The sequence below is a fragment of the Kitasatospora sp. YST-16 genome, from assembly GCF_026802215.1.
In the GTDB taxonomy this organism is placed as follows: domain Bacteria; phylum Actinomycetota; class Actinomycetes; order Streptomycetales; family Streptomycetaceae; genus Kitasatospora; species Kitasatospora cineracea.
This window is the reverse complement of record NZ_CP113837.1, coordinates 1,615,921-1,641,931: the sequence shown is the minus strand read 5'-3', so window position 1 is coordinate 1,641,931 and position 26,011 is coordinate 1,615,921. Positions and strand designations below refer to the sequence as shown.

The 26,011-nt window shown below is 74.1% G+C and carries 32 protein-coding genes; 25 read left to right on the top strand and 7 right to left on the bottom strand.

Annotation, left to right across the window (positions count from 1 at the left end; all coding sequences use genetic code 11):
* Window positions 1-4 precede the first annotated feature (4 nt).
* From OU787_RS07455 to OU787_RS07445, 3 genes are all read left to right on the top strand, one after another.
* Complete coding sequence (locus OU787_RS07455) at window positions 5-970, top strand: ABC transporter ATP-binding protein (RefSeq protein ID WP_380370446.1); 966 nt, start codon at window positions 5-7, stop codon at window positions 968-970.
* Window positions 967-1,761: an ABC transporter permease gene (locus tag OU787_RS07450; RefSeq protein ID WP_030463817.1), complete on the top strand. Its 795-nt coding sequence runs from the start codon at window positions 967-969 to the stop codon at window positions 1,759-1,761. The genes OU787_RS07455 and OU787_RS07450 overlap by 4 nt, the downstream gene beginning before the upstream one ends.
* Window positions 1,762-1,987: 226 nt before the next feature.
* On the top strand, window positions 1,988-2,695 hold the full coding sequence (locus tag OU787_RS07445) for a DUF2567 domain-containing protein (protein WP_268658889.1): 708 nt from the start codon (window positions 1,988-1,990) through the stop codon (window positions 2,693-2,695).
* A 22-nt stretch (window positions 2,696-2,717) separates the two neighbouring features.
* Here OU787_RS07445 and ybaK read toward each other — a convergent pair whose 3' ends face one another.
* From ybaK to OU787_RS07430, 3 genes are all read right to left on the bottom strand, one after another.
* Window positions 2,718-3,209 (bottom strand): Cys-tRNA(Pro) deacylase, encoded by a 492-nt coding sequence (ybaK, locus tag OU787_RS07440; RefSeq protein ID WP_123556537.1) that lies wholly within the window; start codon window positions 3,207-3,209, stop codon window positions 2,718-2,720.
* 21 nt (window positions 3,210-3,230) lie between these two features.
* On the bottom strand, window positions 3,231-3,959 hold the full coding sequence (locus OU787_RS07435) for an LON peptidase substrate-binding domain-containing protein (protein WP_030463814.1): 729 nt from the start codon (window positions 3,957-3,959) through the stop codon (window positions 3,231-3,233).
* Window positions 3,960-4,033: 74 nt separating this feature from the next.
* On the bottom strand, window positions 4,034-5,686 hold the full coding sequence (locus OU787_RS07430; protein ID WP_030463813.1) for a hypothetical protein: 1,653 nt from the start codon (window positions 5,684-5,686) through the stop codon (window positions 4,034-4,036).
* A gap of 94 nt (window positions 5,687-5,780) precedes the next feature.
* On the opposite strand from OU787_RS07430, the gene hisD reads away from it, so the two are divergent.
* From hisD to hisF, 8 genes are read left to right on the top strand one after another with little or no spacing between them, the layout of a single operon-like run.
* Window positions 5,781-7,088, top strand: a complete 1,308-nt coding sequence (gene hisD, locus OU787_RS07425; RefSeq protein ID WP_030463812.1) for a histidinol dehydrogenase — start codon at window positions 5,781-5,783, stop codon at window positions 7,086-7,088.
* Window positions 7,085-8,185, top strand: a complete 1,101-nt coding sequence (locus OU787_RS07420; RefSeq protein ID WP_030463811.1) for a histidinol-phosphate transaminase — start codon at window positions 7,085-7,087, stop codon at window positions 8,183-8,185. Before hisD ends, OU787_RS07420 begins: the two co-directional genes overlap by 4 nt.
* 4 nt (window positions 8,186-8,189) lie before the next feature.
* A complete protein-coding gene (gene hisB / locus OU787_RS07415) occupies window positions 8,190-8,783 on the top strand; it encodes an imidazoleglycerol-phosphate dehydratase HisB (RefSeq protein WP_030463810.1) in 594 nt (197 codons plus the stop codon).
* Entirely contained in the window at window positions 8,783-8,926 is a 144-nt protein-coding gene (locus tag OU787_RS07410; protein ID WP_030463809.1) for a hypothetical protein, read from the top strand. Before hisB ends, OU787_RS07410 begins: the two co-directional genes overlap by 1 nt.
* Window positions 8,927-8,937: 11 nt before the next feature.
* Window positions 8,938-9,573: an imidazole glycerol phosphate synthase subunit HisH gene (gene hisH, locus OU787_RS07405; RefSeq protein WP_030463808.1), complete on the top strand. Its 636-nt coding sequence runs from the start codon at window positions 8,938-8,940 to the stop codon at window positions 9,571-9,573.
* A 32-nt stretch (window positions 9,574-9,605) separates the two neighbouring features.
* A complete protein-coding gene (priA, locus tag OU787_RS07400) occupies window positions 9,606-10,334 on the top strand; it encodes a bifunctional 1-(5-phosphoribosyl)-5-((5-phosphoribosylamino)methylideneamino)imidazole-4-carboxamide isomerase/phosphoribosylanthranilate isomerase PriA (RefSeq protein ID WP_030463807.1) in 729 nt (242 codons plus the stop codon).
* Complete coding sequence (locus OU787_RS07395; RefSeq protein WP_051817946.1) at window positions 10,331-10,768, top strand: RidA family protein; 438 nt, start codon at window positions 10,331-10,333, stop codon at window positions 10,766-10,768. The genes priA and OU787_RS07395 overlap by 4 nt, the downstream gene beginning before the upstream one ends.
* The gene (gene hisF, locus OU787_RS07390) at window positions 10,765-11,535 is read left to right on the top strand and encodes an imidazole glycerol phosphate synthase subunit HisF (protein ID WP_030463805.1); all 771 of its coding nucleotides are present in this window, start codon (window positions 10,765-10,767) and stop codon (window positions 11,533-11,535) included. The genes OU787_RS07395 and hisF overlap by 4 nt, the downstream gene beginning before the upstream one ends.
* A gap of 27 nt (window positions 11,536-11,562) precedes the next feature.
* Here the strand turns inward: hisF and OU787_RS07385 are convergent, their stop codons facing one another.
* The 3 genes from OU787_RS07385 to OU787_RS07375 form a co-directional block, all read right to left on the bottom strand.
* Window positions 11,563-12,324: a VOC family protein gene (locus tag OU787_RS07385; protein WP_030463804.1), complete on the bottom strand. Its 762-nt coding sequence runs from the start codon at window positions 12,322-12,324 to the stop codon at window positions 11,563-11,565.
* 95 nt (window positions 12,325-12,419) lie between these two features.
* Complete coding sequence (locus tag OU787_RS07380) at window positions 12,420-13,064, bottom strand: TIGR03085 family metal-binding protein (protein ID WP_030463803.1); 645 nt, start codon at window positions 13,062-13,064, stop codon at window positions 12,420-12,422.
* Between the two features lie 25 nt (window positions 13,065-13,089).
* A complete protein-coding gene (locus OU787_RS07375) occupies window positions 13,090-13,404 on the bottom strand; it encodes a hypothetical protein (RefSeq protein ID WP_268658888.1) in 315 nt (104 codons plus the stop codon).
* A 337-nt stretch (window positions 13,405-13,741) separates the two neighbouring features.
* Between OU787_RS07375 and OU787_RS07370 the strand changes: the two genes are divergently transcribed.
* Window positions 13,742-14,059, top strand: coding sequence for a hypothetical protein (locus OU787_RS07370; RefSeq protein ID WP_030464592.1), 318 nt, complete (start codon window positions 13,742-13,744; stop codon window positions 14,057-14,059).
* Window positions 14,056-15,750: a WXG100 family type VII secretion target gene (locus OU787_RS07365; RefSeq protein WP_030464593.1), complete on the top strand. Its 1,695-nt coding sequence runs from the start codon at window positions 14,056-14,058 to the stop codon at window positions 15,748-15,750. The genes OU787_RS07370 and OU787_RS07365 overlap by 4 nt, the downstream gene beginning before the upstream one ends.
* A gap of 44 nt (window positions 15,751-15,794) precedes the next feature.
* Here OU787_RS07365 and OU787_RS07360 read toward each other — a convergent pair whose 3' ends face one another.
* On the bottom strand, window positions 15,795-16,397 hold the full coding sequence (locus OU787_RS07360) for a hypothetical protein (protein WP_030464594.1): 603 nt from the start codon (window positions 16,395-16,397) through the stop codon (window positions 15,795-15,797).
* A 226-nt stretch (window positions 16,398-16,623) separates the two neighbouring features.
* Between OU787_RS07360 and hisI the strand changes: the two genes are divergently transcribed.
* The 12 genes from hisI to OU787_RS07300 all read left to right on the top strand — a co-directional run bounded on the left by hisI (window position 16,624) and on the right by OU787_RS07300 (window position 26,005).
* Window positions 16,624-16,998: a phosphoribosyl-AMP cyclohydrolase gene (hisI, locus tag OU787_RS07355; RefSeq protein ID WP_030464595.1), complete on the top strand. Its 375-nt coding sequence runs from the start codon at window positions 16,624-16,626 to the stop codon at window positions 16,996-16,998.
* Window positions 16,999-17,042: 44 nt separating this feature from the next.
* The gene (locus tag OU787_RS07350; RefSeq protein WP_030464596.1) at window positions 17,043-18,548 is read left to right on the top strand and encodes an anthranilate synthase component I; all 1,506 of its coding nucleotides are present in this window, start codon (window positions 17,043-17,045) and stop codon (window positions 18,546-18,548) included.
* An 818-nt stretch (window positions 18,549-19,366) separates the two neighbouring features.
* Window positions 19,367-19,912: a TIGR02234 family membrane protein gene (locus tag OU787_RS07345; RefSeq protein WP_051816928.1), complete on the top strand. Its 546-nt coding sequence runs from the start codon at window positions 19,367-19,369 to the stop codon at window positions 19,910-19,912.
* A 146-nt stretch (window positions 19,913-20,058) separates the two neighbouring features.
* Entirely contained in the window at window positions 20,059-20,307 is a 249-nt protein-coding gene (locus tag OU787_RS07340) for an HGxxPAAW family protein (RefSeq protein ID WP_030460103.1), read from the top strand.
* A 121-nt stretch (window positions 20,308-20,428) separates the two neighbouring features.
* Entirely contained in the window at window positions 20,429-20,869 is a 441-nt protein-coding gene (locus OU787_RS07335) for a DUF2752 domain-containing protein (RefSeq protein WP_030460102.1), read from the top strand.
* A 153-nt stretch (window positions 20,870-21,022) separates the two neighbouring features.
* On the top strand, window positions 21,023-21,835 hold the full coding sequence (gene trpC / locus OU787_RS07330; RefSeq protein ID WP_030460101.1) for an indole-3-glycerol phosphate synthase TrpC: 813 nt from the start codon (window positions 21,023-21,025) through the stop codon (window positions 21,833-21,835).
* 9 nt (window positions 21,836-21,844) lie between these two features.
* On the top strand, window positions 21,845-21,994 hold the full coding sequence (gene trpM / locus OU787_RS07325; RefSeq protein ID WP_198544994.1) for a tryptophan biosynthesis modulator TrpM: 150 nt from the start codon (window positions 21,845-21,847) through the stop codon (window positions 21,992-21,994).
* Between the two features lie 53 nt (window positions 21,995-22,047).
* Complete coding sequence (gene trpB / locus OU787_RS07320) at window positions 22,048-23,280, top strand: tryptophan synthase subunit beta (RefSeq protein ID WP_030460100.1); 1,233 nt, start codon at window positions 22,048-22,050, stop codon at window positions 23,278-23,280.
* A gap of 1 nt (window position 23,281) precedes the next feature.
* Window positions 23,282-24,091 (top strand): tryptophan synthase subunit alpha, encoded by an 810-nt coding sequence (trpA, locus tag OU787_RS07315; protein WP_030460099.1) that lies wholly within the window; start codon window positions 23,282-23,284, stop codon window positions 24,089-24,091.
* Window positions 24,092-24,257: 166 nt separating this feature from the next.
* A complete protein-coding gene (locus OU787_RS07310; protein ID WP_157852330.1) occupies window positions 24,258-24,428 on the top strand; it encodes a hypothetical protein in 171 nt (56 codons plus the stop codon).
* Between the two features lie 129 nt (window positions 24,429-24,557).
* The gene (locus OU787_RS07305; RefSeq protein ID WP_030460098.1) at window positions 24,558-25,070 is read left to right on the top strand and encodes a MauE/DoxX family redox-associated membrane protein; all 513 of its coding nucleotides are present in this window, start codon (window positions 24,558-24,560) and stop codon (window positions 25,068-25,070) included.
* A 77-nt stretch (window positions 25,071-25,147) separates the two neighbouring features.
* Window positions 25,148-26,005 carry a DsbA family protein gene (locus OU787_RS07300; RefSeq protein ID WP_030460097.1) on the top strand — a complete coding sequence of 286 codons (858 nt, stop codon included), beginning with the start codon at window positions 25,148-25,150 and terminating at the stop codon, window positions 26,003-26,005.
* Window positions 26,006-26,011: the final 6 nt, after the last annotated feature.

Genomic DNA, 26,011 nt, shown 5'->3' with positions numbered 1-26,011 from the left:
CGTCGTGAGCAAGGCACCTCAGGGCTGTTGCACGGTCAGCGGCCTGGTCAAGACCTACCGGGCGGGCGGCACCGAGGTCAGGGCCAACGACGGCATCGACCTCGACGTCCGGCGCGGCGAGGTCTTCGGCCTGCTCGGACCCAACGGCGCCGGCAAGTCCACCCTGGTCCGCCAGCTCACCGGACTGCTCCGCCCCGACGCCGGCACCATCGACCTGCTCGGCCACGACATCGTCCGGCACCCCGAACGGGCCGCCCGGCTGCTCGGCTACCTCGGCCAGGAGTCCACCGCCCTCGACGAGCTCACCGTCGCCCTCGCCGCCGAGACCACCGGTCGGCTGCGCGGCCTCACCCGGGCCGCCGCCCGCGCCCAGACCGCCGACGTGATCACCGAGCTCGGCCTCGAACCGCTCGCCCACCGCCCGCTCGCCAAGCTCTCCGGCGGCCAGCGCCGGCTCGCCTGCTTCGCCGCCGTCCTGGTCGGCGAACGCCCGCTGCTGGTCCTGGACGAGCCCACCACCGGCATGGACCCGGTCGCCCGCCGCGCCGTCTGGAGCGCCGTCGACCGCCGCCGGGCCGAACACGGCACCACCGTGCTGCTGGTCACCCACAACGTCATCGAGGCCGAGACCGTCCTCGACCGGGTCGCCGTGGTCGACGCCGGCCGGGTCATCGCCTGCGACACCCCCGGCGGGCTCAAGGCCCTGGTCGACGGCCACGTCCGGCTCGACCTGGTCTGGCGCACCGACGCCCCGCTCACCGTCCCCGCCGTCGCCCAGCTCGCCGAACGCGCCGAACGCACCGGCCGCCGCTGGACCCTGCGCACCACCCCCGACGAGGCCCGCGAACTGGTCGCCGCCGTCACCACCGGCCCCGCCTTCGCCGCCCTCGACGACTTCACCCTCGCCACCCCCACCCTGGAGGACGCCTACCTCCGGCTCGGCGGCCGGCCCGGAGGACTCGCCCGATGACCCTGCTCGACGCCCCCGCGGTCGCCACCGAGCCCGCGCCGCTCGCCCCCGCCGCCCGGCTGCTGCCCGCGCTGGCCGCCGTCTACCGGGCCCAGCTGGCCCGGGCCAGGGTCTCCCGGATCCCGCTGCTGTTCGTCGCCACCTTCCAGTCGATCGGCATCCTGGTGATGATGCGCGGCGTCGTCGACCCCGGCGACAACCCCTCCGCGCACGCCGTGGTGGCCGGCTCCGCCGTCCTGGTCGTCGCCTTCGTCGCGCTCAACCTGCTCGCCCAGTACTTCGGCCGGCTGCGCGCCACCGGCGGCCTCGACCACTACGCGACGCTGCCGGTGCCGCCCGCCTCCGTGGTGCTCGGCACCGCCGCCGCGTACGCCTCCTTCACCGTGCCCGGGGTCTTCGTCACGGCCGGCGTCGGCAGCTGGATGTTCGAACTGCCGCTCGCCCGGCTGTGGATCCTGCTCGCCGTCGTCCCGCTCTCCGGCGCCGCCCTGGCCGGCCTCGGCGCGGCCCTCGGCCTGCTCGCCCCCCGCCAGGAGCTCGCCACCCTGGCCGGACAGCTCGGCATGTCCGCCGCCCTGCTGCTCGGCGTGCTGCCCGCCGCCCGGCTCCCCGAGCCCGTCCAGTGGCTGCGCGACCTGCTCCCCTCCAGCTACGGCGTCGACGCCTTCGCCCTCACCTTCGCCCCGCACCCCGACTGGGCCCGCGTCCTGCTCGACCTGGGCGTCTGCGGCGCGGTCGGCCTGGTCTCGCTCACCCTCGCCACCTGGGCGTACCGGCGCGCCGCGGCCTGAGCCCCCGGGGCCGGGGCCGTCGACGAGCGGAGATCGACACCTTCCCGGCCCGACGTGCGCGTTGTCCGGCCTGGCGGCGTGCGGTCGGTGGCAGCCGTTGGCAAGCGGAGATCGACACCTTCCCGGCCCGACGTGCGCGTTGTCCGGCCTGGCGGCGTGCGGTCGGTGGCAGCCGTTGGCGAGCGGAGATCGACACCTCCCCGGCCCGACGTGAAACGATGGGGCCGTGACCGTACCGAACACACCTGCGGGTAGCACGCCCGGGTCGGACCCCTTCGCCCCGCCCTTCCCGCCGCAGCCGTCCGTCCGCGCGAAGCGGCCGCCGCTCGGTCCCGAGCTGCGGATCGGAGCGATCATCGTCCTCGCCGGAGCGGTCCTCGGCGTGGTGCTCGGCCTGCTCTGGCTCTGGCTCGCCCCCCGGGTCGGCTACGCCGTCCAGGACGACCACATCCTGTACCGGGACCCGGAGGGCGAGGAGCTGATCGGTGCGGTCGGCGTCTTCTCGCTGCTCGGGCTGGCCCTCGGGCTGCTCACCGCGCTCGGCGCCTTCCTGTGGACCCGGGGCCGGGGCGGCGGCATCGCCGTCGCGGTCGGCCTCGCGGTCGGCGGCCTGCTCGGCTCGGTGATCGCCTGGCAGCTCGGCACCCACCTCGGCGCCACCCCCGACCTGCGGGCGCACGCGCTCTCGGTCGGCAACGGCGGCACCTTCGACGGGCCGCTGGAGCTGACCGCGAAGGGGGCGCTGATGGTCTGGCCGATGACGGCGATGATCCTGCTGCTGGCCCTCTCCGCGACGTTCGGCAAGCGCGAGCCGGACCGCCCGCCGTACTGGGAGGCGCCGGAGCCGCTGCACCCCGGCCCGCTGGAGCCGGGCCCGACCCGGCCCGGTCCGGTGCAGCCCGGTCCGGTGCAGGGACCGCCGCCGGCCGAGTAGGCGCTCCCCGGCGGCCCCGGGCTCAGCCCTTGGCGATGGGCGCGGTGAGTGCGGCGGTGAGGCGGACCAGGTCGGCGGGCGCGAGTTCGACCTCGGTGCCGCGCTTGCCCGCGGAGACGAAGACGGTGGGGTGGGCGAGCGCGCCGGAGTCGACGACGGTGCGGAGCCTGCGGCGCTGGCCGAGCGGGGAGATGCCGCCGACCACGTAGCCGGTGGAGCGTTCGGCCGCGGCGGGGTCGGCCATCGCGGCGCGCTTGGTGCCGAGCGCGGCGGCGAGCGCCTTGAGGTCGAGCTGGCCGGAGACCGGGACGACGGCGACCGCGAGGGTGCCGTCGGTCTCGGCGAGCAGGGTCTTGAAGACCCGGTCGGGGGAGACGCCCATCGCCTCGGCGGCCTCGGCGCCGTAGGAGGCGGCGGCCGGGTCGTGGGCGTACTCGTGAACGGTGAACGGGACGCCGGCGGTGTCGAGGGCGACGGTGGCGGGGGTGCCGCCGGGGCTCTTCTTCCTGGCCAAGGGGTTGCTCCTCCAGGGTCTTCAGTTGGGGCTGAACGCCTGGCGGGTGAGGTCGGCGGCGGGCAGCGAGGGAAGTTTCGCCAGGACCGCGCTCTCGTGCCGGAGCAGGGCGAGTTCGCGGGTCAGGCGCTGGGCGGTGTCGGGGCAGGCGAGGAGTTCCTGCTTGTCCTTGGTGGACAGCGAGGTGGCGGCGGCGACCAGGTAGGAGAGCACCTGCGGGTCGTCGGGGAGGTCGGCTTCGCCGCTGAGGGTGGCCTCGCGGGCCCCGGCCAGCCGCTTCTGGTAGGTGCGGAAGGCGCGTTCGACGCCGGCCGCGAGCGCGCCGGAGCCCTCGCCGGGCTCCTCGGCGAGCACCGAGACCTCGCCGACCAGGTAGGGGCCGGTGGCGTCCAGGGCGCGCAGCCGGAACCGGGTGGTGCCGGTGACGAGGAGTTCGTAGCGGCCCTCGGGCTGCTCCCGGACGGAGGCGACGTCGGCGACGCAGCCGACCGCGTGCAGGGCGTCCAGCGGGTCGCCGCCGGGGGCGCCGAGGCCGTCCAGCGGGCCGGCCGGGCCCTCGTGCTCGCGGACCGGTGCGGTCTCCCGGCCGTCCTTGATGGCGACCACGCCGAACCGCCGGGGCTCGTCCTCGGGCTGTTCGAGCAGGTCGGCGACCAGGCGGCGGTAGCGCTCCTCGAAGACGTGCAGGGGCAGCACCAGGCCCGGGTACAGAACCGTGTTCAGCGGGAAGAGCGGGAGCCGATCAGTCACGGCGGACAGCGTAGTTGGCGGCGGGCCGCCGCCGCGCCGCAGTTTGTCGCCGGACGGCGCGGCGGCGGCCGGCGTCAGCCGCGCTGGAGCAGCCGGGTGACGCCCGCGACGGCGGTGGTGGCGAGCACCCAGCCGGTCAGCACCAGGGCGGTGGCGACCCACTGGCCGGTGGGGCCCGGGTCCCAGCCGTTCTGGCCGAGGTCGATCAGCGGGAGGACCTTCCCGGCCGCGTACAGAGCGGGGTTCCACACCACGTGCTCGTCGGCCTTGATCGGGGCGGGCCGGTGCGCGGCGAAGTACGCGGTGCCCAGCGCCCAGGCCAGCACCAGCCAGGCGGCGGCCCGGCCGGGGCGGTAGCCGTAGCCGACGGCGGCGTCCTGGAGGTGGCCCCAGATCCGGCCGGGCAGCGGCAGGGTGCGCCGGCGGCGGCGCTGCTTGGCGTACAGGACGGTGCGGGCGTCCTCGTCGGCGCCGTCGCGGCGCAGGGCGGCGGCGAGCTGCTCGTACGCCTCGGGGCGGAACTCCCGGCCGGAGTCGACCCAGGCGATCCGGCGCTCCAGCGGGAAGGGCTCGGTGGGGCGGAGCGACTCGTAGCTGAAGCCGGTGAGCGAGACGTGGTGCTCGGTGGGCCAGGCGGCGGGGGCGTCGACCAGGTTGCCGATCCGGGCCCGGTTGAGGCTGACGGCGCCGGTGGGCGGGGTGTCACAGGTGAAGCGGAGTTCGGGGGTCTGGATCCGGCTGAGCGCGAGCTCCTCGCCCTCGCCGAGGTGGAACTCGGCGTTGGTGATCAGGACGGCGTTCTCGAAGCGGCCGTCGGAGAGCCGGATCCGGCCCCAGGAGCGGAACGGGGTGTGGGTGGTGTCCCGGTAGGGGGCGGCGGCCGTGGACCCGCCGTAGCCGGAGCCGTAGACGGTCCGCGAGCCGGTCCAGTTGGCGTCCTCGGAGCCGGACAGGTACAGGGTGTGGCCGACGGTGATCCGGGCCGCGTTGATCGCGTTCGGGTTGTCCGGTCCGGCGGCCCGCAGCGAGCCGCCGCGGAGCGAGAGCCGGCCGCCGATCCGAGCCGAGCGCAGGCTCAACTCGCCGAGCAGGTCGAGGCGTTCGGCCTCGCAGTCCTGGTTGATGGAGATCCCGTCGGCGGACACCGCCCGCCCGTACGCGTCGGGGCCGACGGCGGACTGGTTGAGCAGCAGGTCGGTGCCGATCCGGGCGTCGGTGAGCCGGACGCCGCCGGGTATCCCGCAGCGGGCGAGGTGCACGTCGCCCTCGCTGGCCAGCCGGGACGCCTCCAGCCGGGGGAGGGCGCAGGAGACGATCCGCAGGGTGCCGGCGGTGGCCTCGGAGAGCAGCAGCTTGCGGTCGAAGCGGCAGAGCTGGAACTCGACGTAGCAGCCGATCCGGCCGCCGGCCAGGGTGAACTCGCCGGTGACGCGGGCGCCGATGAGCTTGAGCGCGGCGACCTTGCCGGGCGCGGCGGCGGGGCCGTGCAGCAGCAGCCGGGCGATCGCCTCGGCGCGGACCGTCCGATCGGGGCCCCACTCCCCGGCGGCGAACGGGTCGTCCGGGCCGTGCTCCTCGTCGCCCGGACGGGTGGTGTGCCCGGCGGGGGCGGGCAGCAGGAGGTCGGCGGGGCCGCTCCCGGCCCGCAGGTCGTACACCTCGCCGTGCCGGAAGGCCTCCCACAGGCCCCGTTCGGTGTCGGTCCAGTCGTCCGGTGCCTGCTCCACCGCGCCCCCCGATGATCTTGGTCTCGTCTCACCCTTCGTATCACGGACTGAAATGCCGGGCTGCCGGTTTTCGCCACTCCTTACACTTGGGCCTGTGATCTCTCGAATCGACCTCCGCGGCTCCTCCACGGACCCGCGCGACGTGCTGCCCCGTGCCGAGTTCGACGTCGAAGCCGCCCTGGAGAAGGTGCGGCCGATCGCCGAGGACGTGCGCCATCGCGGGGTCGCGGCGCTGATCGAGATCACCGAGCGCTTCGACGGCGTCCGGCTGGAGTCCACCCGCGTCCCGGCCGAGCAGATCGCCGAGGCGCTGGAGCAGCTGGACCCGGAGGTCCGCGCCGCGCTGGAGGAGTCGATCCGCCGGGCCCGCGCCGTCCACTCCGACCAGCGCCGGGTCGGGCACACCACGCAGGTGGTGCCCGGCGGCACCGTCACCCAGCGCTGGGTGCCGGTCGACCGGGTCGGCCTGTACGTGCCCGGCGGCCTCGCCGTGTACCCGTCCTCCGTGGTGATGAACGTGGTGCCCGCCCAGGAGGCCGGGGTGGCCGGCATCGCGGTCTCCTCGCCGCCGCAGAAGGCGTTCGGCGGGCGCGTCCACCCGGCGATCCTGGCCGCCTGCGCGCTGCTCGGCGTCGACGAGGTGTACGCGGTCGGCGGCGCCCAGGCGGTGGCGATGTTCGCGCTCGGCACCGAGGAGTGCGCGCCCGTCAACCTGGTCACCGGCCCCGGCAACATCTACGTTGCCGCCGCCAAGCGCCTGTTCGCGGGCCGGATCGGCATCGACTCGGAGGCCGGCCCGACCGAGATCATGGTCCTCGCCGACGACACCGCGGACGCCGCGGAGGTCGCCGCCGACCTGATCAGCCAGGCCGAGCACGGCCCGACCTCCGGCTCCGTGCTGGTCACCGCCTCGCCGCTGCTGGCCGACGCCGTCGAGGCCGAGCTCAAGACGCAGGTCGCCCGCACCAAGCACTCCGAGCGGGTCGCGGAGGCGCTCGGCGGCCCGCAGTCCGGGATCATCCTGGTCGACGACCTGGAGCAGGGCCTCGCCGTGGTCAACGCCTACGCCGCCGAGCACCTGGAGATCCAGACCGCCGAGCCGCACGCCGTCTCCGAGCGGGTCCGCAACGCGGGCGCGATCTTCCTCGGCCGCTACACCCCGGTCTCGCTGGGCGACTACGCGGCCGGCTCCAACCACGTGCTGCCCACCGGCGGCTGCGCCTGCCACTCCTCGGGCCTGTCCGTGCAGACCTTCCTGCGCGGCGTCCAGGTCGTCGAGTACGACCGCGAGGCGCTGGCCGGGATCGCCGCGCACGTGGTCAACCTGTCCGCGGCCGAGGACCTGCCCGGCCACGGCGACGCTGTCAAAGCCCGATTCGACTGGACGGTACCCGGCGCGTGACGAAGATCGACGACCTGCCCATCCGGGACGAGCTGCGCGGCCAGTCCCCGTACGGCGCACCGCAGTTGGACGTGCCCGTCCAGCTCAACACCAACGAGAACCCGTACCCGCTGCCCGAGCCGCTGGTGGCCCGGATCGCCGAGCGGGTCGCCGAGGCGGCCCGCCACCTCAACCGCTACCCGGACCGGGACGCGGTCGAGCTGCGCACCGGCCTGGCGGCTTACCTGAGCGACACCACCGGCTTCGGCGTGACCAAGGACCAGGTCTGGGCCGCCAACGGCTCCAACGAGGTGCTCCAGCAGCTCCTCCAGACCTTCGGCGGGCCCGGCCGCACCGCGATCGGCTTCGAGCCCTCGTACTCGATGCACGCCCTGATCGCCCGCGGCACCGGCACCGGCTGGGTCTCCGGCCCGCGCAACGAGGACTTCACCATCGACGTGGACGCGGCCCGCGCGGCGATCGCCGAGCTGCGCCCCGACGTGGTGTTCGTCTGCTCGCCGAACAACCCGACCGGCACCGCCGTCGAGGCCGACACCGTGCTCGCCCTGTACGAGGCCGCGCAGGCCGCCGGGCCGAGCATGGTGGTCGTCGACGAGGCGTACGTCGAGTTCTCGCACCGCGCCTCGCTGCTGCCGCTGCTGGACGGCCGCCCGAACCTGGTGATCAGCCGCACCATGTCCAAGGCGTTCGGCGCGGCCGGCCTGCGGCTCGGCTACCTGGCCGCCGACCCGGCCGTGGTCGACGCGGTCCAGCTGGTCCGGCTGCCCTACCACCTGTCGGCCGTCACCCAGGCCACCGCGCTGGCCTGCCTGGAGCACACCGGCACCCTGCTCGGCTACGTCGACCGGCTGAAGTCCGAGCGCGACCGGGTCGTCCTCGGGCTGCGCGAACTGGGCTTCGAGGTCACCGAGTCCGACGCCAACTTCATCCAGTTCGGCCGCTTCGCCGACACCCGTGCGGTGTGGCAGGCGATCCTCGACCAGGGCGTGCTGATCCGCGACAACGGCGTTCCCGGATGGCTGCGCGTCACCGCCGGCACCCCCGCCGAGAACGACGCCTTCCTGACCGCCGTCGCCACCGTGAGCAAGGAGCTGTAACCGCATGTCCCGCATCGGCCGCGTCGAACGCACCACCAAGGAGACCTCCGTCCTGGTCGAGATCGACCTCGACGGAACCGGCAAGACGGACGTCTCCACGGGCGTCGGGTTCTACGACCACATGCTCGACCAGCTCGGCCGCCACGGCCTCTTCGACCTCACCGTCAAGACCGAGGGCGACCTGCACATCGACACCCACCACACCATCGAGGACACCGCCCTCGCGCTCGGCGCCGCCTTCAAGCAGGCGCTCGGCGACAAGGTCGGCATCTACCGGTTCGGCAACTGCACCGTCCCGCTGGACGAGTCGCTCGCCCAGGTCACCGTCGACCTCTCCGGCCGCCCGTACCTGGTGCACACCGAGCCCGAGAACATCGCCCCGATGATCGGCGCGTACGACACCACGATGACCCGGCACATCCTGGAGTCCTTCGTCGCCCAGGCCCAGGTCGCCCTGCACGTGCACGTGCCGTACGGCCGCAACGCGCACCACATCGTCGAGTGCCAGTTCAAGGCGCTGGCCCGGGCGCTGCGCTACGCCTCCGAGCGCGACCCGCGCGCCGCGGGCATCCTGCCCTCCACCAAGGGCGCGCTCTGATGGCCTCGGTGCTGATCTTCCTCGGCCTCTTCTTCGCGGCGGGCGTCTGGTCGTTCTGGAAGCAGGAGAAGCCCAAGAGCGTCATCCTCGTCCTCGGCTTCGCCTCGGCCATGTGCCTGGCCGCCGGCATCATGCGCTACTAGGAGACCGCGAGATGTCCAAGAACGTCGTGGTGCTGGACTACGGGTCCGGCAACCTGCGCTCCGCCCAGCGCGCCGTCGAGCGCACCGGCGCCACCGTCACCGTCACCTCCGACTTCCAGGAGGCGCTGGACGCCGACGGCCTGCTGGTGCCCGGCGTCGGCGCCTTCGAGGCGTGCATGCGCGGCCTGAAGGCCGTCCGCGGCGAGCAGGTCATCGGGCGCCGGCTGGCCGGCGGCCGCCCGGTGCTCGGCATCTGCGTCGGCATGCAGATCCTGTTCGAGAAGGGCGTCGAGCACGGCGTGGAGACCGCCGGCTGCGACGAGTGGCCCGGGGTGGTCGAGCCGCTGGACGCGCCGATCGTCCCGCACATGGGCTGGAACACCGTCGACGCCCCCGAGGGCACCCGGATGTTCGCCGGGATGGACGCCGACACCCGGTTCTACTTCGTGCACTCCTACGGGGTGCGGCACTGGGTGCTGGAGACGCACTCCGAGAAGATCCGCGCCCCCAAGGTCATCTGGGCCACCCACGGGCAGCCGTTCGTCGCCGCCGTGGAGAACGGCCCGCTGTGGGCCACCCAGTTCCACCCCGAGAAGTCCGGCGACGCCGGCGCCGCCCTGCTGACCAACTGGGTCGACACCCTCTGACGTCCCTCCGAAGACTGAGAGTCCTTCAGAACATGACCAACCGCCTCGAACTGCTGCCCGCCGTCGACGTCCGCGACGGCCAGGCGGTCCGCCTGGTCAAGGGCGCCTCCGGCACCGAGACCTCCTTCGGCGAGCCGCTCGCCGCCGCCCTCGCCTGGCAGAGCGCCGGCGCCGAGTGGCTGCACCTGGTCGACCTGGACGCCGCCTTCGGCACCGGCAGCAACCGCGAGCTGCTCCGCGAGGTCACCGGCCGTCTCGACATCAAGGTCGAGCTGTCCGGCGGCATCCGCGACGACGAGTCGCTCGCCGCGGCCCTCGCCACCGGCTGCACCCGGGTCAACCTCGGCACCGCCGCCCTGGAGTCCCCCGAGTGGGTCGCCAAGGTCATCGCCGAGCACGGCGACCAGATCGCCGTCGGCCTCGACGTGGTCGGCACCACCCTGCGCGGCCGCGGCTGGACCCGCGACGGCGGCCAGCTCTACGACGTGCTGGCCCGCCTCGACGCGGAGGGCTGCGCCCGCTACGTGGTCACCGACGTCAACCGCGACGGCACCCTGACCGGCCCCAACCTCCAGTTGCTGCGCGACGTCTGCGCCGCCACCGACCGGCCCGTCGTCGCCTCCGGCGGCGTGTCGTCGCTCGACGACCTGCGTGCCATCGCCACCCTGGTACCGGAGGGCGTCGAGGGCTCGATCGTGGGGAAGGCGCTCTACGAGCAGAAGTTCACCCTCGAAGAGGCCCTGGAGGCTGTGTCCCGATGACCGACGAAACCCCGGCCACCACCACCGCCCGCCCGTCCCGACAGTCCCCCTACGAGGACCAGTACGGATTCGCCCGGGCGGTGGTGGCCGGGGACTTCGTCCTGGTCGCGGGCTGCACCGCCTACGACGACGTCGACGCCGTCGTCGAGGGCGACCCGTACGAGCAGACGCTGGCCGCCTTCCGGACGGCCCTCGACGCGCTCGACGGCTACGGACTCACCGCCGCCGACGTGGTCCGCACCCGGATGTACCTCACCCACGTCCGGGACTGCGACGAGGTCGGCCGCGCGCACAAGGAACTCTTCGCCGGAGTCCGCCCGGTCACCACCATGGTGGTCGTCCAGGGCCTGACCGACTCCCGGATGATGGTCGAGGTCGAGGTCGAGGCCCACCGGCCCGGCCTGGCCCGCACTTTGGAAGGCACCCAGCCGTGACACTCGCAGTACGCGTCATCCCCTGCCTGGACGTGGACGCCGGACGCGTCGTCAAGGGCGTCAACTTCCAGAACCTGCGCGACGCCGGGGACCCGGTCGAGCTCGCCAAGCTCTACGACGCCCAGGGCGCCGACGAGTTGACCTTCCTCGACATCACCGCCTCCTCCGGCTCCCGGGAGACCACCTACGACGTGGTCCGCCGCACCGCCGAGCAGGTCTTCATCCCGCTCACCGTCGGCGGCGGCGTCCGCGCCGTCGAGGACGTCGACAAGCTGCTGCGGGCCGGCGCCGACAAGGTCGGCGTCAACACCGCCGCCATCGCCCGCCCCGAACTCGTCCGCGAGATCGCCCAGCGCTTCGGCCGCCAGGTGCTCGTCCTCTCGGTCGACGCCCGGCGCTGCCCCGAGGGCACCGAGACCGCCTCCGGCTTCGAGGTCACCACCCACGGCGGCCGCCGCGGCACCGGCATCGACGCGATCGAGTGGGCGGTGCGCGCCGCCGAGCTCGGCGCCGGCGAGATCCTGCTCAACTCGATGGACGCCGACGGCACCAAGGACGGCTACGACCTGGAGATGATCCGGGCCGCCCGCAAGGCCGTCTCCATCCCGGTGATCGCCTCCGGCGGCGCCGGCAAGCTCGCCGACTTCGCCCCCGCGGTCGACGCCGGGGCCGACGCCGTCCTCGCCGCCAGCGTCTTCCACTTCGGCGACCTGACCATCGGCCAGGTCAAGGACGAACTCCGGGTCACCGGGCACCCCGTCCGCTGACGGCCGCTCCGGAACCCCGCGGGTGCGCTACCGGCGGGGTTCCGGCTCCAGCAGCGCGAACTGGGCGCCGAACGGGTCCGCCAGCACCGCGATCCGGCCCACCGTCGGCACCCGCTCCGGCGGCACCAGCACGCTCCCGCCCAGCCGGCGCACCTCATCGGTGGCCAGCAGCGCGTCCGGCACCGCGAAGTGCGCCAGCCAGCCCACGTCCACCCGCGGGTGCACGCCCGCGACACCGCCGAAGTCCGCCCCGCCGTCCGCCGGTCGCAGCACCGTGTACTCGGCCCCCGGCACCACCGAGTCCCTGGTCCGCCAGCCGAACAGGCCCTGGTAGAACCGCAGCGACCCCGGGACGTCCGAGGTGTGCAGCTCGGCCCAGCACAGCGCGCCCGGCCCGCCCGCCGCCTCCAGCCCGGCCGTCCCGCCGGCCTGCCAGACCGCGAACCGGCCGCCCGCCGGGTCCGACAGCTGCGCGAACCAGCCCTCGCCGGGCACCTCCGACGGCGGGACGCGCACCGTCCCGCCCGCGCGCCGCACCGCCGCCGCGGTGCCGTGCGCGTCCGCCGCCGCGAAGTACACCGTCCAGGCGGGCAGCGCCTCCGCCTCGGTCAGCGCGCCCACCCCCGCCACCGTCCGTCCGCCGCTGCGGAAGAACGCGTAGCCGTTCGGGCCGGCCGGGTCCAGGGTCCAGCCGAACACCGAGCCGTAGAACGACTCGGACTCGGCGAGGTCCGGACTGCCCAGACCGAGCCAGTTCGGCGAACCGGGCCGGAAGTCGGTGCTCACCATGGCGCGCGCTCCTGAAGGTGCGAAGGACGGGGGGACGGCCCGTCGGGCCACGGCCAGGCTGGCACACCGACCGGACAAAACGGACCGACGCGCCGTCAGGCCCCCGGCTCCGGCAGCGGCAGCACGTGCGCCAGCGTCTCCACCGCCTCCGGCGCGCCCTCCGCCACCACCGTGGCCCGCGCGCCCCGCCCGTACAGGAACAGCACCAGCTCGCCCGGCTCCCCGCTCACCGTCACCACCGGCGTCCCCCGCCGACGCACCGTCACCTCCCGGCCGTCCGGGTGCACCAGCCGCAGCGAGACCGGCGCCTTCGCGTCACCGAACCGGGCCACCATCGGCACCCGCTTCCACAGCGCCTCCGCCAACTCCGGCCCCACCGGCTCCGGTTCGAACGGCACCGCCCGGCGGACGTCCTCCGCGTGCACGAAGAACTCCACCAGGTTCGCCGCCCCGTCGACCCCCGGCAGGTTGAACGGCGAGAAGGCCGGCGGCCCCGACCGGAACGACTTCACCAGCCCCTCGTACCCCCGCCCCGCGACCTTCCCCTGCACCCGCTCCGTCCACCCCGCCAGCGCCCCCACCCGGATCCCCGCCGCCGCGTCCGGCCGCCCCTCCCGCACCACCAGGTGCGCCGCCAAGTCCCGCGCCACCCACCCCTCGCACAACGTCGGCCCCTCCGGCCCCGCCGCCGCCAACAACCGACTCAACCGGGCCCGCTCGCCCTGCGCAAGACTCACCATGCGCCCAGCGTACGGGGCGGGACGGCTAGTGGAGCGGGGCGGTCATCTTGCGGTCCGGCTGCTGGTTGCTGACGGTCACGGTGCAGCTGACATCCCGGTAGCCCTGCTGGTAGTACTTGGTCAGCGGGACGATCGGGCTGTTGTTGTACAGGTCGGTGCCGTTCTTCTGCTGCTGCACCGCATGGAACGACGGCGCGCAGAGCTCCAGCAGGGCCTTGTTCATCCCCCGGTCGTCGGCCAGGCCCTCGGGCATCACCACGTTGGCGGTGGTCTCGGCGTCGTGCGGCTGGTCGCACGGGGTGACGGTGCTGTCCTTCACCCCGCTGATCCAGGGCATCAACAGGCAGGTGCCCGGCGGGTAGAAGGGGTACGGGTAGGTCTTCGACGGGCTGGGGGCGGGGGTGGGGGCGGGCTGGTGGTGGGGGTGGGGGTGCGGCGGCGGGTTTGTTCGGGGCGGGCCACAGGGCGATCGCCCCGGCCGCGACGAGTGCGGCCACCAGGACCGCGAGAAACGCCTTCTGTCGTCCGTTCATGCCAACCCCCCTGGATCCAAGGCCATTCTGAGGGCACAACAGCTGTCACGTCAGTCCTTTTCGGGCATCAGTTTGCTCATCCTTTGCATGCTGATCAGTACGATGACCCGTCTGTCACAGGGATGTACGAGAAAGGCAACTGTCATGGGGGACAGCGGGTTTCAGGTCGAGCCCAGTGCGCTCGACCGGTACTCGTCACTGCTTGCCGAGCAGGCCGAGCAGCTGAACCGGATCGCCGAGGCCACCGCCGCGATCACCATCTCCTCGGACGCCTTCGGGCACCTGCCGAACGCCCAGCACCTGGCGTCGGCGTTCCAGGAGCACGCTGGTGCCAGCCGCGAGAACGTCGGGATGCTCGGCAGTGCGGTGAACGGCAGTTCGCAGGGGCTGGCCGGGGTGTCGCGCAACTACACGGACCACGAGGAGTACGTCGTGGGCACCATGAGCGGGGGCCAGGCGTGAGCGGGACTTCGTCCGGCAAGGGCAAGAGCGGCGGTTCGGGCGGCTCGTCCGGGAAGCGGAACGACTCGCACCAGCGGGTGAGCAACCCGTCCGAGGTCGGCAACCGGCCGCGGCAGACCACCACGGCGCCCGCGCCCGCGCCCGGCCGCAGCACCGGGACGGCGCCGCACGTGGGGGACCCGGGGCAGATCCGTCCCGGGGGGCAGCGGACCGGCGGGACCGGGGCGGCGGGGGACGGCGGCGAGGACGGGGCGCCGGCCGACCCGCGGCAGTCCTGGTTCAGCGGCATGCTCAAGGATGCCGGGAGCAACGCCGTCAGCAGCGCGGCGGGCAGCCTCGGCGGCAAGGCCGGCGACTACCTCGGCGGCAAGCTGTTCGGCTCCGGCGAGGAGCCGGCGGGTGGTGAGCCGGCCGGGGAGTCCGCGGGGGACGCCCCGATGGCCACCGGGATCGCCGGGCCGGCGATCGAGGCGATCCGGCAGGCCCAGGCCGAGCAGCAGCAGCGGGCCCGCGAGGGCGTCACCACGCTGCCGGCCCCGGCCCCCGGGTACGGGACGGGCGGGATCGGCGGCGGGTACGGCGGGGCGAGCACGATGCCCGCGTACGGGTCGATGCCGGGTTACGGCGCGCCGGGCCGGCAGAGCGACGCGTACGCCTGGGCCCACGCGCAGATCGAGCGTTCCATCCAGGACCTGCCGGAGGCCGAGCACAAGTCGCGCGGCGGCCTGGGCGGGGCGCTGGACCAGGCGGTCGAGTGGGCGCTGGAGGAGTCCGGCCTGCTGGACATGCTGGAGAAGGTCACCGGCAACCTGGCGGAGCTGAACGCGGCCACCATGGAGTGGCAGGCCCAGGCGGGCGCGGTGCGCTCGGTGGCGGCGGAGCTGCGGTCGGGCGTGGCGCCGGTGGCGGAGAGCTGGCAGGGGTCGGCGAGCGACGCCTTCGGCGGCCACATGGGCAACGTGGCGGACGCGCTCGACCAGACCGCCGAGGAGATGATGCAGACCGCGCAGATCATCAACTCGGCGGCGCAGGAGTGCGCGATGGCCGAGGGCCTGGTGATCGAGATCATCACCGAGGCGATCGAGGCGCTGATCGCCTCGCTGGCCGCGGAGGCGGTGCTCTCGCTGGTCACCTTCGGCGCGGCCGCGGTGGTCGGCGCGCTGATCGACGAGGCCGAGATCGGCGTCTTCGTCGCCCGGGTGGCGCAGGTCTCCACCAAGCTGGCCAAGGCCCTGGAGGAGCTGCTGAAGGCGCTCCAGGAGATGGGCAAGGCGGTCAAGGCGACCCGGAAGCTCGGTGACATCGCCAAGGTCATGGAGAAGATGAAGAAGGTCGAGACGGCCTTCAACGACGTCCGGAAGCTGGAGGAGGGCACCAGCAAGGCCGCCAAGATCGCCCAGAAGATCGACCAGAAGGTCACCGAGAAGGCCGGGGCCTGGGCCCAGGACAAGATCAAGGAGGGGCTGGGCATCGACCAGGACGACCGCTCGGGCGTCCAGATCGGCGACGGCACCCTCAAGGGGAACCTCAAGGCGGCCGGGAAGTCGGCGCTGGGCGTCGCCGAGGAGGGCCTGAAGAGCGACGTCAACAAGAACGCCGTCGAGCAGGAGCTGCTGAACGACATCGGTCTGAACCAGGAGCCGACGCCCTACCGGGTGGACCGCTCGCGGATCCAGACCGCGTTCGGCTGACCGGCCCGCCGGAGCCCGGCTCGTCGGAGCCGGGCTCCGGGCGGTCAGCGCCCCGCCGCCGCGGCGCGGAACGCCTGCAGGTCGCTCTCGCCGTCGAAGGCCAGCGCCAGCCAGGAGCCGTCCGCGAACAGCAGGTCCTGCCGCTGGGCCCACACGTCGTTCGGGGTGTCCGGGCGCAGCCACCAGCTGCCGGCGGGCAGTTCGAGCAGCGGGGTGGCCCGGTAGTGGTCGTCGGCCTGGCGGGCGGTCCAGCGGCTGAGCACCAGCAGCCGGCGGTCGGTGAGCAGCAGGGTGAACAGGTCGTGGTCGGCCTTGAGCTTCTCGCCCGCGGTGGTGCGCACCGCCCGCCAGAACAGCCGGGCGGTGGAGCCCTCGGGGGCGTGCCAGGAGCCGCCGTGCAGCGGGCGGCGCAGCGCCCGGTAGGCGCGCCGGGTCAGCGAGAGGCCGTAGGGGCGGCGGCCGTAGGCGCTCGGTCCGAAGATGTCGACGAACCAGCGCGGCAGGAAGTAGAGCCACAGGCCGCGCCAGACGGATTTGCAGAAGTTCATCGCCCAGACGAGAGGAGCGAAACCGGCGGCGCGCACGGTGTCGCGGTCCCACCAGAGCGGCAGGAGGCGGTCCAGTTCGACCGCCCACGTGCCGATCATCGGCTCGCCCGGATACAGGTGCTCACCTGCGGTTCGCTGGAGCCGGTAATCCCCGTAAGCGACCGCCGGAAGCGGTTGCTGGTGATAGGCGCTCATTCGACAAATCCCCCATTTCCCCATGCGGTTCGGTTTTCCGCGGGGAGCAGGCTACCCGGTGGGGGAAGCAATTCCGACCGCACCCCGGAAGGCGGTCCGGCAGCCTGTTCGGGCCTGCCAGAATGGGAGTATGTCGACCACTCCCGCCGCCCCCGGCAGCACCGCCCTGGACCCGGCGATCGCCGCCCGCCTCAAGCGCACCCCGGACGGCCTGCTGCCCGCCGTCGCCCAGCAGTACGACACCGGCGAGGTGCTGATGCTCGGCTGGATGGACGACGAGGCGCTGCACCGCACCCTGACCACCGGCCGCTGCACGTACTGGAGCCGCAGCCGCAGCGAGTACTGGGTGAAGGGCGACACCTCGGGCCACGTCCAGCACGTCAAGCAGGTCGCGCTGGACTGCGACGGCGACACCCTGCTGGTCAAGGTCGACCAGGTCGGCGCGGCCTGCCACACCGGCGACCGGACCTGCTTCGACGCCGACGTGCTGCCGCTCGCCCAGTAGCCTGTCCCCCGACCAGCCCGCCCCTCCCAGCCGATCGGTGTCCCATGGAACTTGAGGCTTTCCGCACGCTCGCCGCCGACACCCGGGTCATCCCGGTCACCCGCAGGCTCCTGGCGGACGGCCTCACCCCGATCGGCGTGTACCGCAGCCTCGCCGCCGAGCGCCCCGGCACCTTCCTGCTGGAGTCCGCCGAGCAGGGCCGCAGTTGGGCCCGGTACTCCTTCGTCGGGGTCCGCTCCGGCGCCGTCCTGACCGTCGGCGAGGACGGCGGCGCCCGCTGGCTCGGCGAGCCCCCGGTCGGCATCCCCACCACCGGCGACCCGCTGGAGGTGCTGCGCGCCACCCTGGCCGCCCTGCACACCCCCCGGCACCCGGACGACGGCCTGCCGCCGCTCACCGGCGGCCTGGTCGGCTACCTCGGCTACGACGTGGTGCGCCGCCTGGAGAAGCTCCCGGACCTCACCCCCGACGACCTCAAGCTCCCCGAGCTGACCCTGCTGCTCGCCACCGACCTGGCCGTCCTCGACCACGCCGACGGCACCGTGCTGCTGATCGCCAACGCGGTCAACCACAACGACCTGGCCACCGGCGTCGACGAGGCGCACGCGGACGCCGTCGCCCGCCTCGACGCGATGGAGGCCGACCTGCGCCGCCCCGTCGACCCCGGCCTCGCCACCTACACCCCGACCGCGGTCGACGCGCACTCGCCGTTCGGCGGCGAGCCGTACCGCAAGGCCGTCGACGTGGTGAAGGAGCGGATCCGGGCCGGCGAGGCGTTCCAGGTCGTCCCCTCGCAGCGCTTCGAGGCGCCCTGCCCGGCCTCCGCCCTCGACGTCTACCGGGTGCTGCGCACCACCAACCCCAGCCCGTACATGTACCTGTTCCGCTTCCCCGGGCCGGACGGCGGCGCCGAGGGCGGCTTCGACGTGGTCGGCTCCAGCCCGGAGGCGCTGGTCAAGGTGGCCGGCGGCGAGGCGATGCTGCACCCGATCGCCGGCACCCGGCACCGCGGCGCCACCCCGCACGAGGACGCCGAGCTGGCCGCCGAGCTGCTCGCCGACCCCAAGGAGCGGGCCGAGCACCTGATGCTGGTCGACCTGGGCCGCAACGACCTGGGCCGGGTCTGTGCGCCGGGCTCGGTCGAGGTGGTGGAGTTCATGACCGTCGAGCGCTACAGCCACGTCATGCACATCGTCTCCACCGTCACCGGCAAGGTCGCCGAGGGCCGCAGCGCGTTCGACGTGCTCACCGCCTGCTTCCCGGCCGGCACCCTCTCCGGCGCGCCCAAGCCGCGCGCCATGCAGATCATCGAGGAGCTCGAACCCACCCGCCGCGGCCTGTACGGCGGCTGCGTCGGCTACCTGGACTTCGCGGGCGACTCCGACACGGCGATCGCCATCCGCACCGCGGTGATCCGCGACGAGACCGCGTACGTCCAGGCGGGCGCGGGCGTGGTCGCCGACTCCGACCCGCACGCGGAGGACACCGAGTGCCGCAACAAGGCAGCCGCGGTCCTGCGCGCCGTCGCCACGGCCAACACCCTCCGCTGAGCCGGGGGCCCGGCCGGGCCGAGCCGCAGGCGGGGGAGGGGAACAGCGGCTCGGCCGGGCCGGGGGCCGGTGGGCGGGGGTGTGGTGCCTCCGGCGGGCCGGGGTCGGTTCGGCTGTGTCGGGGAGGAACCGCAGATCGCCGGGCCGGAGGCCGCAGGCCCGGCGCCTCCGGTGTCCCGGGCCTCCGGGGCTGCTCGGGCTCGGCCGGGCCCGGGGATGCGTGCCTCCGGCGGGCCGGGGTCGGTTGGGCTGTGTCGGGGAGAAACCGCGGATCGTCGGGCCGGAGGCCGTCGGCCGGGCCGGGGGTCGGCGGGTGGGGGTGTGGTGCCTCCGGTGGGCTGGGGCCAGCCAGGCTGTGCCGGGGAGGAAGCGCGGATTGCCAGGCCGGAGGCCGCAGGCCCGGGACCTCTGGCGTCCCGGGCCTTCGGCGCTGCTCGGGCTCGGCCGGGCCGGAGGCCGTCGGTCGGGCCGGGGGTCGGCCGGGTGGGGGATGTGTGCTTCTGGCGGGCTGGGGTCGGTTCGGCTGTGTTGGGGAGAAACCGCGGATCGTCGGGCCGGAGGCCGTCGGCCGGGCCGGGGGTCGGCGGGTGGGGGTGTGGTGCCTCCGGTGGGCTGGGGCCAGCCAGGCTGGGCCGGGGAGGAAGTGCGGATCGCTGGGCCGGAGGCCGCGGGCCCGGCGCCTTCGGTGCTGTTCGGGACCGGTCGGGCCGGGCTGGAGGGGTGGTGGGTGGGGGTGGGGTGAGGTCGGGGACACTGGGGGGGTGAGTGAGACCTCTGCTTCCCCGAAGGCCCGTGGCTCCCGTGGCACGTTGGGGCTGATGCTGTTGCTGACCGCGCTGGGCGCCGTGCTGGTGCTGACGGCGGTGGGGCGGACCTGGGCGGAGGGGGTGGCGCCGGGGATGGGCGGCAGCCGGATCGCGGTGCAGGCGAGCGGGAGCAAGCTGACGCAGTTGCCGACCGGGATGGCGCTGGTGGCGATGGCGGCGGCGGTCGCGGTGTTCGCGGTGCGCGGCCGGACCCGGGTGCTGGTGGGGGCGCTGACGGTGCTGGCGGGGGTGGGGGCGGTCGTCGGGGCGGTGATCGGGTACACCGACACCGCCGGGCTGCACGCCGTCGCGGCCGGTCAGCTGGCGCTGTCCAGCGGCCGGGCCGAGGAGATCACCCGGACGGCGTGGCCGTGGGTGGCGCTGGCGGGCGGGGTGCTGCTGGTGGCGGCGGGGGCGCTGACGGCGCGGTTCGGCAGCGGCTGGCCGGCCATGGGCTCCCGGTACGAGGCGCCGACCCGGAAGGCGGCCACGGGGAAGGCGGCCGGCCCGGCGGACCTGTGGAAGGCGCTGGACCGGGGCGAGGACCCGACCGGCTGACCGCCTGCGGCGCAGTGTGCGCGGCACCACGCACGCCCCGGCTTGGGTGTGCCGTGTTCGGCCCGGCACAATGGAGGCGTCAACCCGTCGAGCGCCGTCCCAGGGCCGCCCGACCGGGCCCCGGAGAAACAAGGAGCACCAACAAGATGGCTGCAGCAGCGCACGGCCACACCCCCGCCGCGTGGACCGGCGTGGTCATTTCCTTCGTCGGCTTCTGCGTCGCGGGTGTCGCGATGATCATGCCGAACGTCGTGCTGGTCATCGCGGGCCTCGCCGTGGTCCTGATCGGCGGCGTGGTCGGCAAGGCCATGTCGATGGCGGGCATGGGCAAGCAGCCCAGCAAGAACTTCGCCCCGATCGGCGCCGAGGAGCGCAGCGCGGTCACCGCGGGCTGAGTGCCGGTAGGGCGAGAGCGGAAGCAGCACGGAGCGGACGGCGGGCCACGGGCCCGCCGTTCGGCGTTTCGCGGGCCGGGGTGGGGCCGTCCGGGGGTGCGGCGGGGGCACAATCGTGCCCGTGAACGCTCCCGCCGCCCCGTCCGCCGCCGCCGGTCCGGCGCGCCGTCTGGTCCGTCCGCTGGCGGCGCTGGTCTCGGTCGCGCTGCCGGTCGGGTTCGTCGCGCTGGTGGACCCGAACGCGCCCGGCCACTACCCGGTCTGCCCGTTCCTGCGGGCCACCGGCTGGTGGTGCCCGGGCTGCGGGGGGCTGCGCTGCGTGCACGCGCTGACCAGGGGCGACGTGCTGACGGCCGGGCACGACAACCTGCTGGTGGCGGTGGGGGCGTTCGTCCTGCTGGCGCTCTGGGTGCGCTGGGCGGTGCGGGCGGTGCGCGGCCGGCCGGGCGGGGGGTGGCGGGTCACCGGGCGGCAGGCGGGGGTGCTGGTCCTGGTGCTGCTGCTGTTCGCGGTGGTGCGGAACCTGCCGGTCGGGACGCTGCTGGCGCCGCCGGCGGTGTGAGCCGGGCGCGCGCGGTGTCCGCCGGGCGGTCCGCCGATCGAGACGCGCGCCGGTCGGATGCGGAGTGCGCCCCCCGCGCCCGATACCATCGAAGGGCCGGGACCGCGCTCGACGCCCCCGGCCTCACCACCGAAACACGATGGGGGCGCACGCGTGACTGTGCTCGACGAGATCATCGACGGGGTCCGGCAGGACCTCGCCGAGCGACAGGCCCGGGTCTCCCTGGACGAGCTCAAGGAGCTCGCCGCGAAGGCGCCCGAGGCGAAGGACGGCGTGGCCGCGCTGCGCGGCGACGGCGTCCGGGTGATCTGCGAGGTCAAGCGCTCCAGCCCGTCCAAGGGCGCGCTGGCGGCGATCGCCGACCCGGCCGCGCTGGCGGTCGACTACGCGGCCGGCGGGGCCGCCGCGATCAGCGTGCTCACCGAGCAGCGCCGCTTCGGCGGTTCGCTGGCGGACCTGGACGCGGTGCGCGCGGCGGTGCCCACCCCGATCCTGCGCAAGGACTTCATCGTCACCGCCTACCAGCTGTGGGAGGCCCGCGCGCACGGCGCGGACCTGGCGCTGCTGATCGTGGCCGCGCTGGAGCAGCCGGCCCTGGTCTCGCTGATCGAGCGGGCCGAGTCGATCGGGCTGACCCCGCTGGTCGAGGTGCACGACGAGGAGGAGATCGCCCGCGCGGTGGACGCCGGCGCGCGGATCATCGGCGTCAACGCCCGCAACCTGAAGACCCTCGAGGTCGACCGGAACACCTTCGGCAACGTGGTGGACGCCATCCCGGCGCACGTCGTCAAGGTCGCCGAGTCGGGCGTGCGCGGGCCGCACGACCTGATCACCTACGCCAACCAGGGCGCCGACGCGGTGCTGGTCGGCGAGTCCCTGGTCACCGGCCGGGACCCGAAGGCCGCGGTCGCCGACCTGGTCGCCGCCGGGGCGCACCCGGCGCTGCGCAACAACGGGCGGGGCTGAGCCCCGGCCATGTCGATCGCCACCCGTCTCGCCCCCGGCTGCCGCCCGCGCGGCTGCCGCGCGCCCGCGCGCCGGGCGCTGGGGCGGCGGGTGCGGTACGTGATCGGCTGCGAGCCCGGACAGGTCCCCGGACGCCGATGGCGCGGCACCCGCGGCTGACGATTCGCCGCAGGTTCCCCCTTCCACGCCGTCAATCCTTCATCCGAGGACGGATCATGTCCGAGCACTACCTTCCGGGCGCCCAGGTGCCCGACGCACGCGGTTACTTCGGCGCCTACGGCGGCCGCTTCATCCCGGAGGCGCTGGTCGCCGCCGTGGAGCAGGTCGCCGAGGAGTACGAGAAGGCCAAGAACGACCCGGCGTTCGCCGCCGAGCTGGACGCCCTGCTCAAGGACTACACCGGCCGGCCGAGCCCGCTGACCGACGTCCACCGGTTCTCCGCGGAGGCCGGCGGGGCGCGGGTCCTGCTCAAGCGCGAGGACCTCAACCACACCGGCTCGCACAAGATCAACAACGTGCTGGGCCAGGCGCTGCTGACCAAGCGGATGGGCAAGACCCGGATCATCGCCGAGACCGGCGCCGGCCAGCACGGCGTGGCCACCGCCACCGCCTGCGCGCTGTTCGGCTTCGACTGCACGGTCTACATGGGCGAGGTCGACACCGAGCGCCAGGCGCTGAACGTGGCCCGGATGCGGATGCTGGGCGCCGAGGTCGTCCCGGTGAAGTCCGGCAGCCGGACCCTGAAGGACGCCATCAACGAGGCGTTCCGGGACTGGGTCGCCAACGTCGACTCCACCCACTACCTGTTCGGCACGGTGGCGGGCCCGCACCCGTTCCCGATGATGGTCCGCGACTTCCACCGGGTCATCGGCGTCGAGGCCCGGCAGCAGGTGCTGGACCGCACCGGGAGGCTCCCGGACGCGGTGGTGGCCTGCGTCGGCGGCGGCTCCAACGCGATGGGCATCTTCCACGAGTTCATCCCGGACGCGGGCGTGCGCCTGGTCGGCTGCGAGGCGGCCGGCGAGGGCGCCGAGACCCCCAAGCACGCGGCCACCCTGACCAAGGGCGACCCGGGCGTGCTGCACGGCTCGCGCACCTACGTGCTGCAGGACGAGGACGGCCAGACCATCGAGTCGCACTCGATCTCGGCCGGCCTGGACTACCCGGGCGTCGGCCCGGAGCACGCCTGGCTGAAGGACACCGGACGGGCCGAGTACCGCCCGGTGACCGACGCGCAGGCGATGGAGGCGCTGCGGCTGCTGTCCCGCACCGAGGGCATCATCCCGGCGATCGAGTCCGCGCACGCCCTGGCCGGCGCGCTCGAACTCGGCCGCGAGCTCGGCCCGGAGGCGACCATCCTGGTCTCGCTCTCCGGCCGCGGCGACAAGGACATGCACACCGCTGCCGAGTACTTCGGCCTCTACGACGCCGAGGGGACCAACTGACATGGCCGACACCAAGCTCACCACCGCGCTGGCCGCCGCGAAGGCGGAGGGCCGGGCGGCCCTGATCGGCTACCTGCCGGCCGGCTTCCCGACCGTGGACGGCGGCATCGCCGCGATCAACGCGCTGATCGAGGGCGGCTGCGACGTCGTCGAGGTCGGCCTGCCGCACTCGGACCCGGTGCTGGACGGCGCGGTCATCCAGACCGCCGACGACATCGCGCTGCGCGGCGGCGTGAAGATCAAGGACGTGCTGCGCACCGTCGCCGAGGTCGCCGCGGCCCACCCGGCCGTGCCGGTGCTGGTGATGACGTACTGGAACCCGGTGGACCGCTACGGCACCGCCCGGTTCGCCGCCGACCTGGCCGCGGCCGGGGGAGCGGGCTGCATCCTGCCGGACCTGCCGGTGGAGGAGTCCGAGGAGTGGCGCAAGGCGGCGGCCGAGCACGGTCTGGACACCGTGTTCGTGGTCGCCCCGTCCTCGAAGGACCACCGGCTGGCCGAGGTCACCGCGGCCGGCTCCGGCTTCGTGTACGCGGCCGCCGTGATGGGCGTGACCGGCACCCGGGCCGCGGTCGGCAACCTGGCCGAGGACCTGGTGGCCCGCACCCGCGCCACCACCGCGCTGCCGGTCTGCGTCGGCCTGGGCGTCTCCAACGCCGACCAGGCCGCCGAGGTCGCGGCCTTCGCGGACGGCGTGATCGTCGGCTCGGCGTTCGTCCAGCGCCTGCTGGACGCCGAGGAGTTGGCGGACGGCACGGCCGCCGTCCGGGCGCTCGCGGGCGAGCTGGCGCAGGGCGTCCGCCGGAAGTAGCACCGCAGCGCGCGAAGGGCCGCCCGGGGAGCAACTGCCGCTCCCCGGGCGGCCCTTTGCGTTCCGCGCCTACTCCGCGAGGGTGAAAAACCGGCGGGTGCTGGTACTCCCGTCCCCGCCGGAGCCGTTGGACCCTCCGGTGGTTCGTCGGCGAAAGGGCATCCGGATGGCGCGGGTTCACAGGGCGGTGCTGCTGCGGGCGCTGGCGGCGGGGCTGGCGCTGGCCGCCGCGCTGGCCGGAAGCGGGGGCGTGGAACGGGAGTTGGCGCGCCGCGGGGCGGAGCGGGCGGTGCTGTGCCGGCAGGCCGACCAGGTCTGCAGCCCGCCGGCCCGATGATCCGGAAAATCGGACGTATGACCGTTTAAGGTCGCTCAAACGGCTTAACTCGCCAATGTGGAGGAACCCCCCGCCATCCCCTACGGTTCATCAGGCAGGAAACGGTGGAACGCGCCCGAGGGGGAACTGATGGCCAGTCAGCAGGCCGACCGGGGCCGGGTGAGCGGGATCCGCCGGGCGGTGGACGGCTCGGCGGCCGAGTGGTTCGGGCTGGCGGTGCGGCTGGGCCTGGCGCTGGTCTGGGGCTGGGCGGGGCTGGCGAAGGTGGCCGACCCGGCGGAGGCGGCCCAGGCGGTGCGGGCGTACGAGATCCTGCCCGAGTCGCTGGTCAAGCCGGTCGGCTGGGGCCTGCCGTTCCTGGAGCTGGCGCTGGCCCTGCTGCTGCTGCTCGGCCTCGGGACCAGGATCGTGGCGATCGTCTCGGGCGTGCTGCTGCTGGTCTTCATCGCCGGGATCTCCTCCGCCTGGGCGCGCGGCATCTCGATCGACTGCGGCTGCTTCGGCGGCGGCGGCGCGGTGGACGAGTCGCAGACCGAGTACCTGCAGGAGATCCTGCGCGACTCCGGGTTCCTGCTGCTGGCGGCCTGGCTGGTCTACCGGCCCCGGACGAAGCTCTCGCTGGACGCCTGGCTGGCCGCCTGACCCCCGGCGCGCCCCTCCCCACCGATCCGCGCCCGCGGACCCCGACGACCCGACCCCTGGACTGGCAAGAGCACCCCATGAGCGAGAAGAACCGAGAAGGCAAGCGCAACGCCCGGGACAAGATGAAGGAGGCCCGGGCCGCCGAGGAGGCCAAGGCGCGGCGGAACAAGAAGCTGGCGGTCGGCGGCGTGGTGGCCGTGGTGATCGCGGCCGCCGTGGTGGTCGGCGTGGTGGTGCAGAACCAGCGCTCCAAGCCGGAGACCCCGACCGCCGCCCCGGCCGGCACGATCGGCGACAAGAACCTGGTCATCCCGGTCGGCGCCGCCAACGCCCCGTCCACGCTGACGGTCTACGAGGACCCGCGCTGCCCGGCCTGCGGCAGCTTCGAGCGGACCTTCTCGCCGACCGTCGACCAGTTGGAGGACGCCGGCAAGGTCTACGTCAACTACCACATCGTCTCGTTCATCGACCGCTCGCTGGGCGGCAGCGGCTCCAAGTACGGCGCCAACGCGCTGGGCTGCGCGCAGGACGCCGGGCACTTCCGCGACTACCACGACGTGCTCTACCGCAACCAGCCGGAGGAGACCGAGGACTCCTTCGGCACCAAGCAGACCCTGATCGACCTGGCCAAGCAGGTCCCCGGGCTGGACACCCCCGCGTTCCAGTCCTGCGTCAACTCCAACAAGTTCGGCGGCTGGGTCTCCGCGGTGCAGCAGGACTTCGACAAGTCCAGCTACAAGTCGACCCCGACGGTGCTGCTGAACGGCGAGGCGATCTACCCGAAGAAGGGCGACGAGCAGATCAGCCCGGAGAACCTGGTGAAGTGGGTGGACGCGGCCAACCAGGGCAAGCAGCTCGGCACCCCCGGCTCCCACGGCCAGAGCCCGGCGCCCAGCTCGACCGCCGCCGAGTCCAACACCCCGCCCTCGCCCTGACCGGCC

Coding starts and splice junctions, on each gene's coding strand:
- OU787_RS07340 (WP_030460103.1), top strand. CDS start 20,059: ATGGCTGCAGCAGCGCACGGCCACACCCCCGCCGCGTGGACCGGCGTG.
- OU787_RS07370 (WP_030464592.1), top strand. CDS start 13,742: ATGGGGGACAGCGGGTTTCAGGTCGAGCCCAGTGCGCTCGACCGGTAC.
- OU787_RS07345 (WP_051816928.1), top strand. CDS start 19,367: ATGCTGTTGCTGACCGCGCTGGGCGCCGTGCTGGTGCTGACGGCGGTG.
- OU787_RS07310 (WP_157852330.1), top strand. CDS start 24,258: ATGGCGCGGGTTCACAGGGCGGTGCTGCTGCGGGCGCTGGCGGCGGGG.
- OU787_RS07410 (WP_030463809.1), top strand. CDS start 8,783: ATGGCCTCGGTGCTGATCTTCCTCGGCCTCTTCTTCGCGGCGGGCGTC.
- OU787_RS07305 (WP_030460098.1), top strand. CDS start 24,558: ATGGCCAGTCAGCAGGCCGACCGGGGCCGGGTGAGCGGGATCCGCCGG.
- OU787_RS07395 (WP_051817946.1), top strand. CDS start 10,331: ATGACCGACGAAACCCCGGCCACCACCACCGCCCGCCCGTCCCGACAG.
- trpM (WP_198544994.1), top strand. CDS start 21,845: ATGTCGATCGCCACCCGTCTCGCCCCCGGCTGCCGCCCGCGCGGCTGC.
- priA (WP_030463807.1), top strand. CDS start 9,606: ATGACCAACCGCCTCGAACTGCTGCCCGCCGTCGACGTCCGCGACGGC.
- OU787_RS07380 (WP_030463803.1), bottom strand. CDS start 13,064: ATGGTGAGTCTTGCGCAGGGCGAGCGGGCCCGGTTGAGTCGGTTGTTG.
- OU787_RS07360 (WP_030464594.1), bottom strand. CDS start 16,397: ATGATCGGCACGTGGGCGGTCGAACTGGACCGCCTCCTGCCGCTCTGG.
- trpA (WP_030460099.1), top strand. CDS start 23,282: ATGGCCGACACCAAGCTCACCACCGCGCTGGCCGCCGCGAAGGCGGAG.
- hisI (WP_030464595.1), top strand. CDS start 16,624: ATGTCGACCACTCCCGCCGCCCCCGGCAGCACCGCCCTGGACCCGGCG.
- hisH (WP_030463808.1), top strand. CDS start 8,938: ATGTCCAAGAACGTCGTGGTGCTGGACTACGGGTCCGGCAACCTGCGC.
- OU787_RS07350 (WP_030464596.1), top strand. CDS start 17,043: ATGGAACTTGAGGCTTTCCGCACGCTCGCCGCCGACACCCGGGTCATC.
- OU787_RS07385 (WP_030463804.1), bottom strand. CDS start 12,324: ATGGTGAGCACCGACTTCCGGCCCGGTTCGCCGAACTGGCTCGGTCTG.
- hisB (WP_030463810.1), top strand. CDS start 8,190: ATGTCCCGCATCGGCCGCGTCGAACGCACCACCAAGGAGACCTCCGTC.
- OU787_RS07300 (WP_030460097.1), top strand. CDS start 25,148: ATGAGCGAGAAGAACCGAGAAGGCAAGCGCAACGCCCGGGACAAGATG.
- OU787_RS07450 (WP_030463817.1), top strand. CDS start 967: ATGACCCTGCTCGACGCCCCCGCGGTCGCCACCGAGCCCGCGCCGCTC.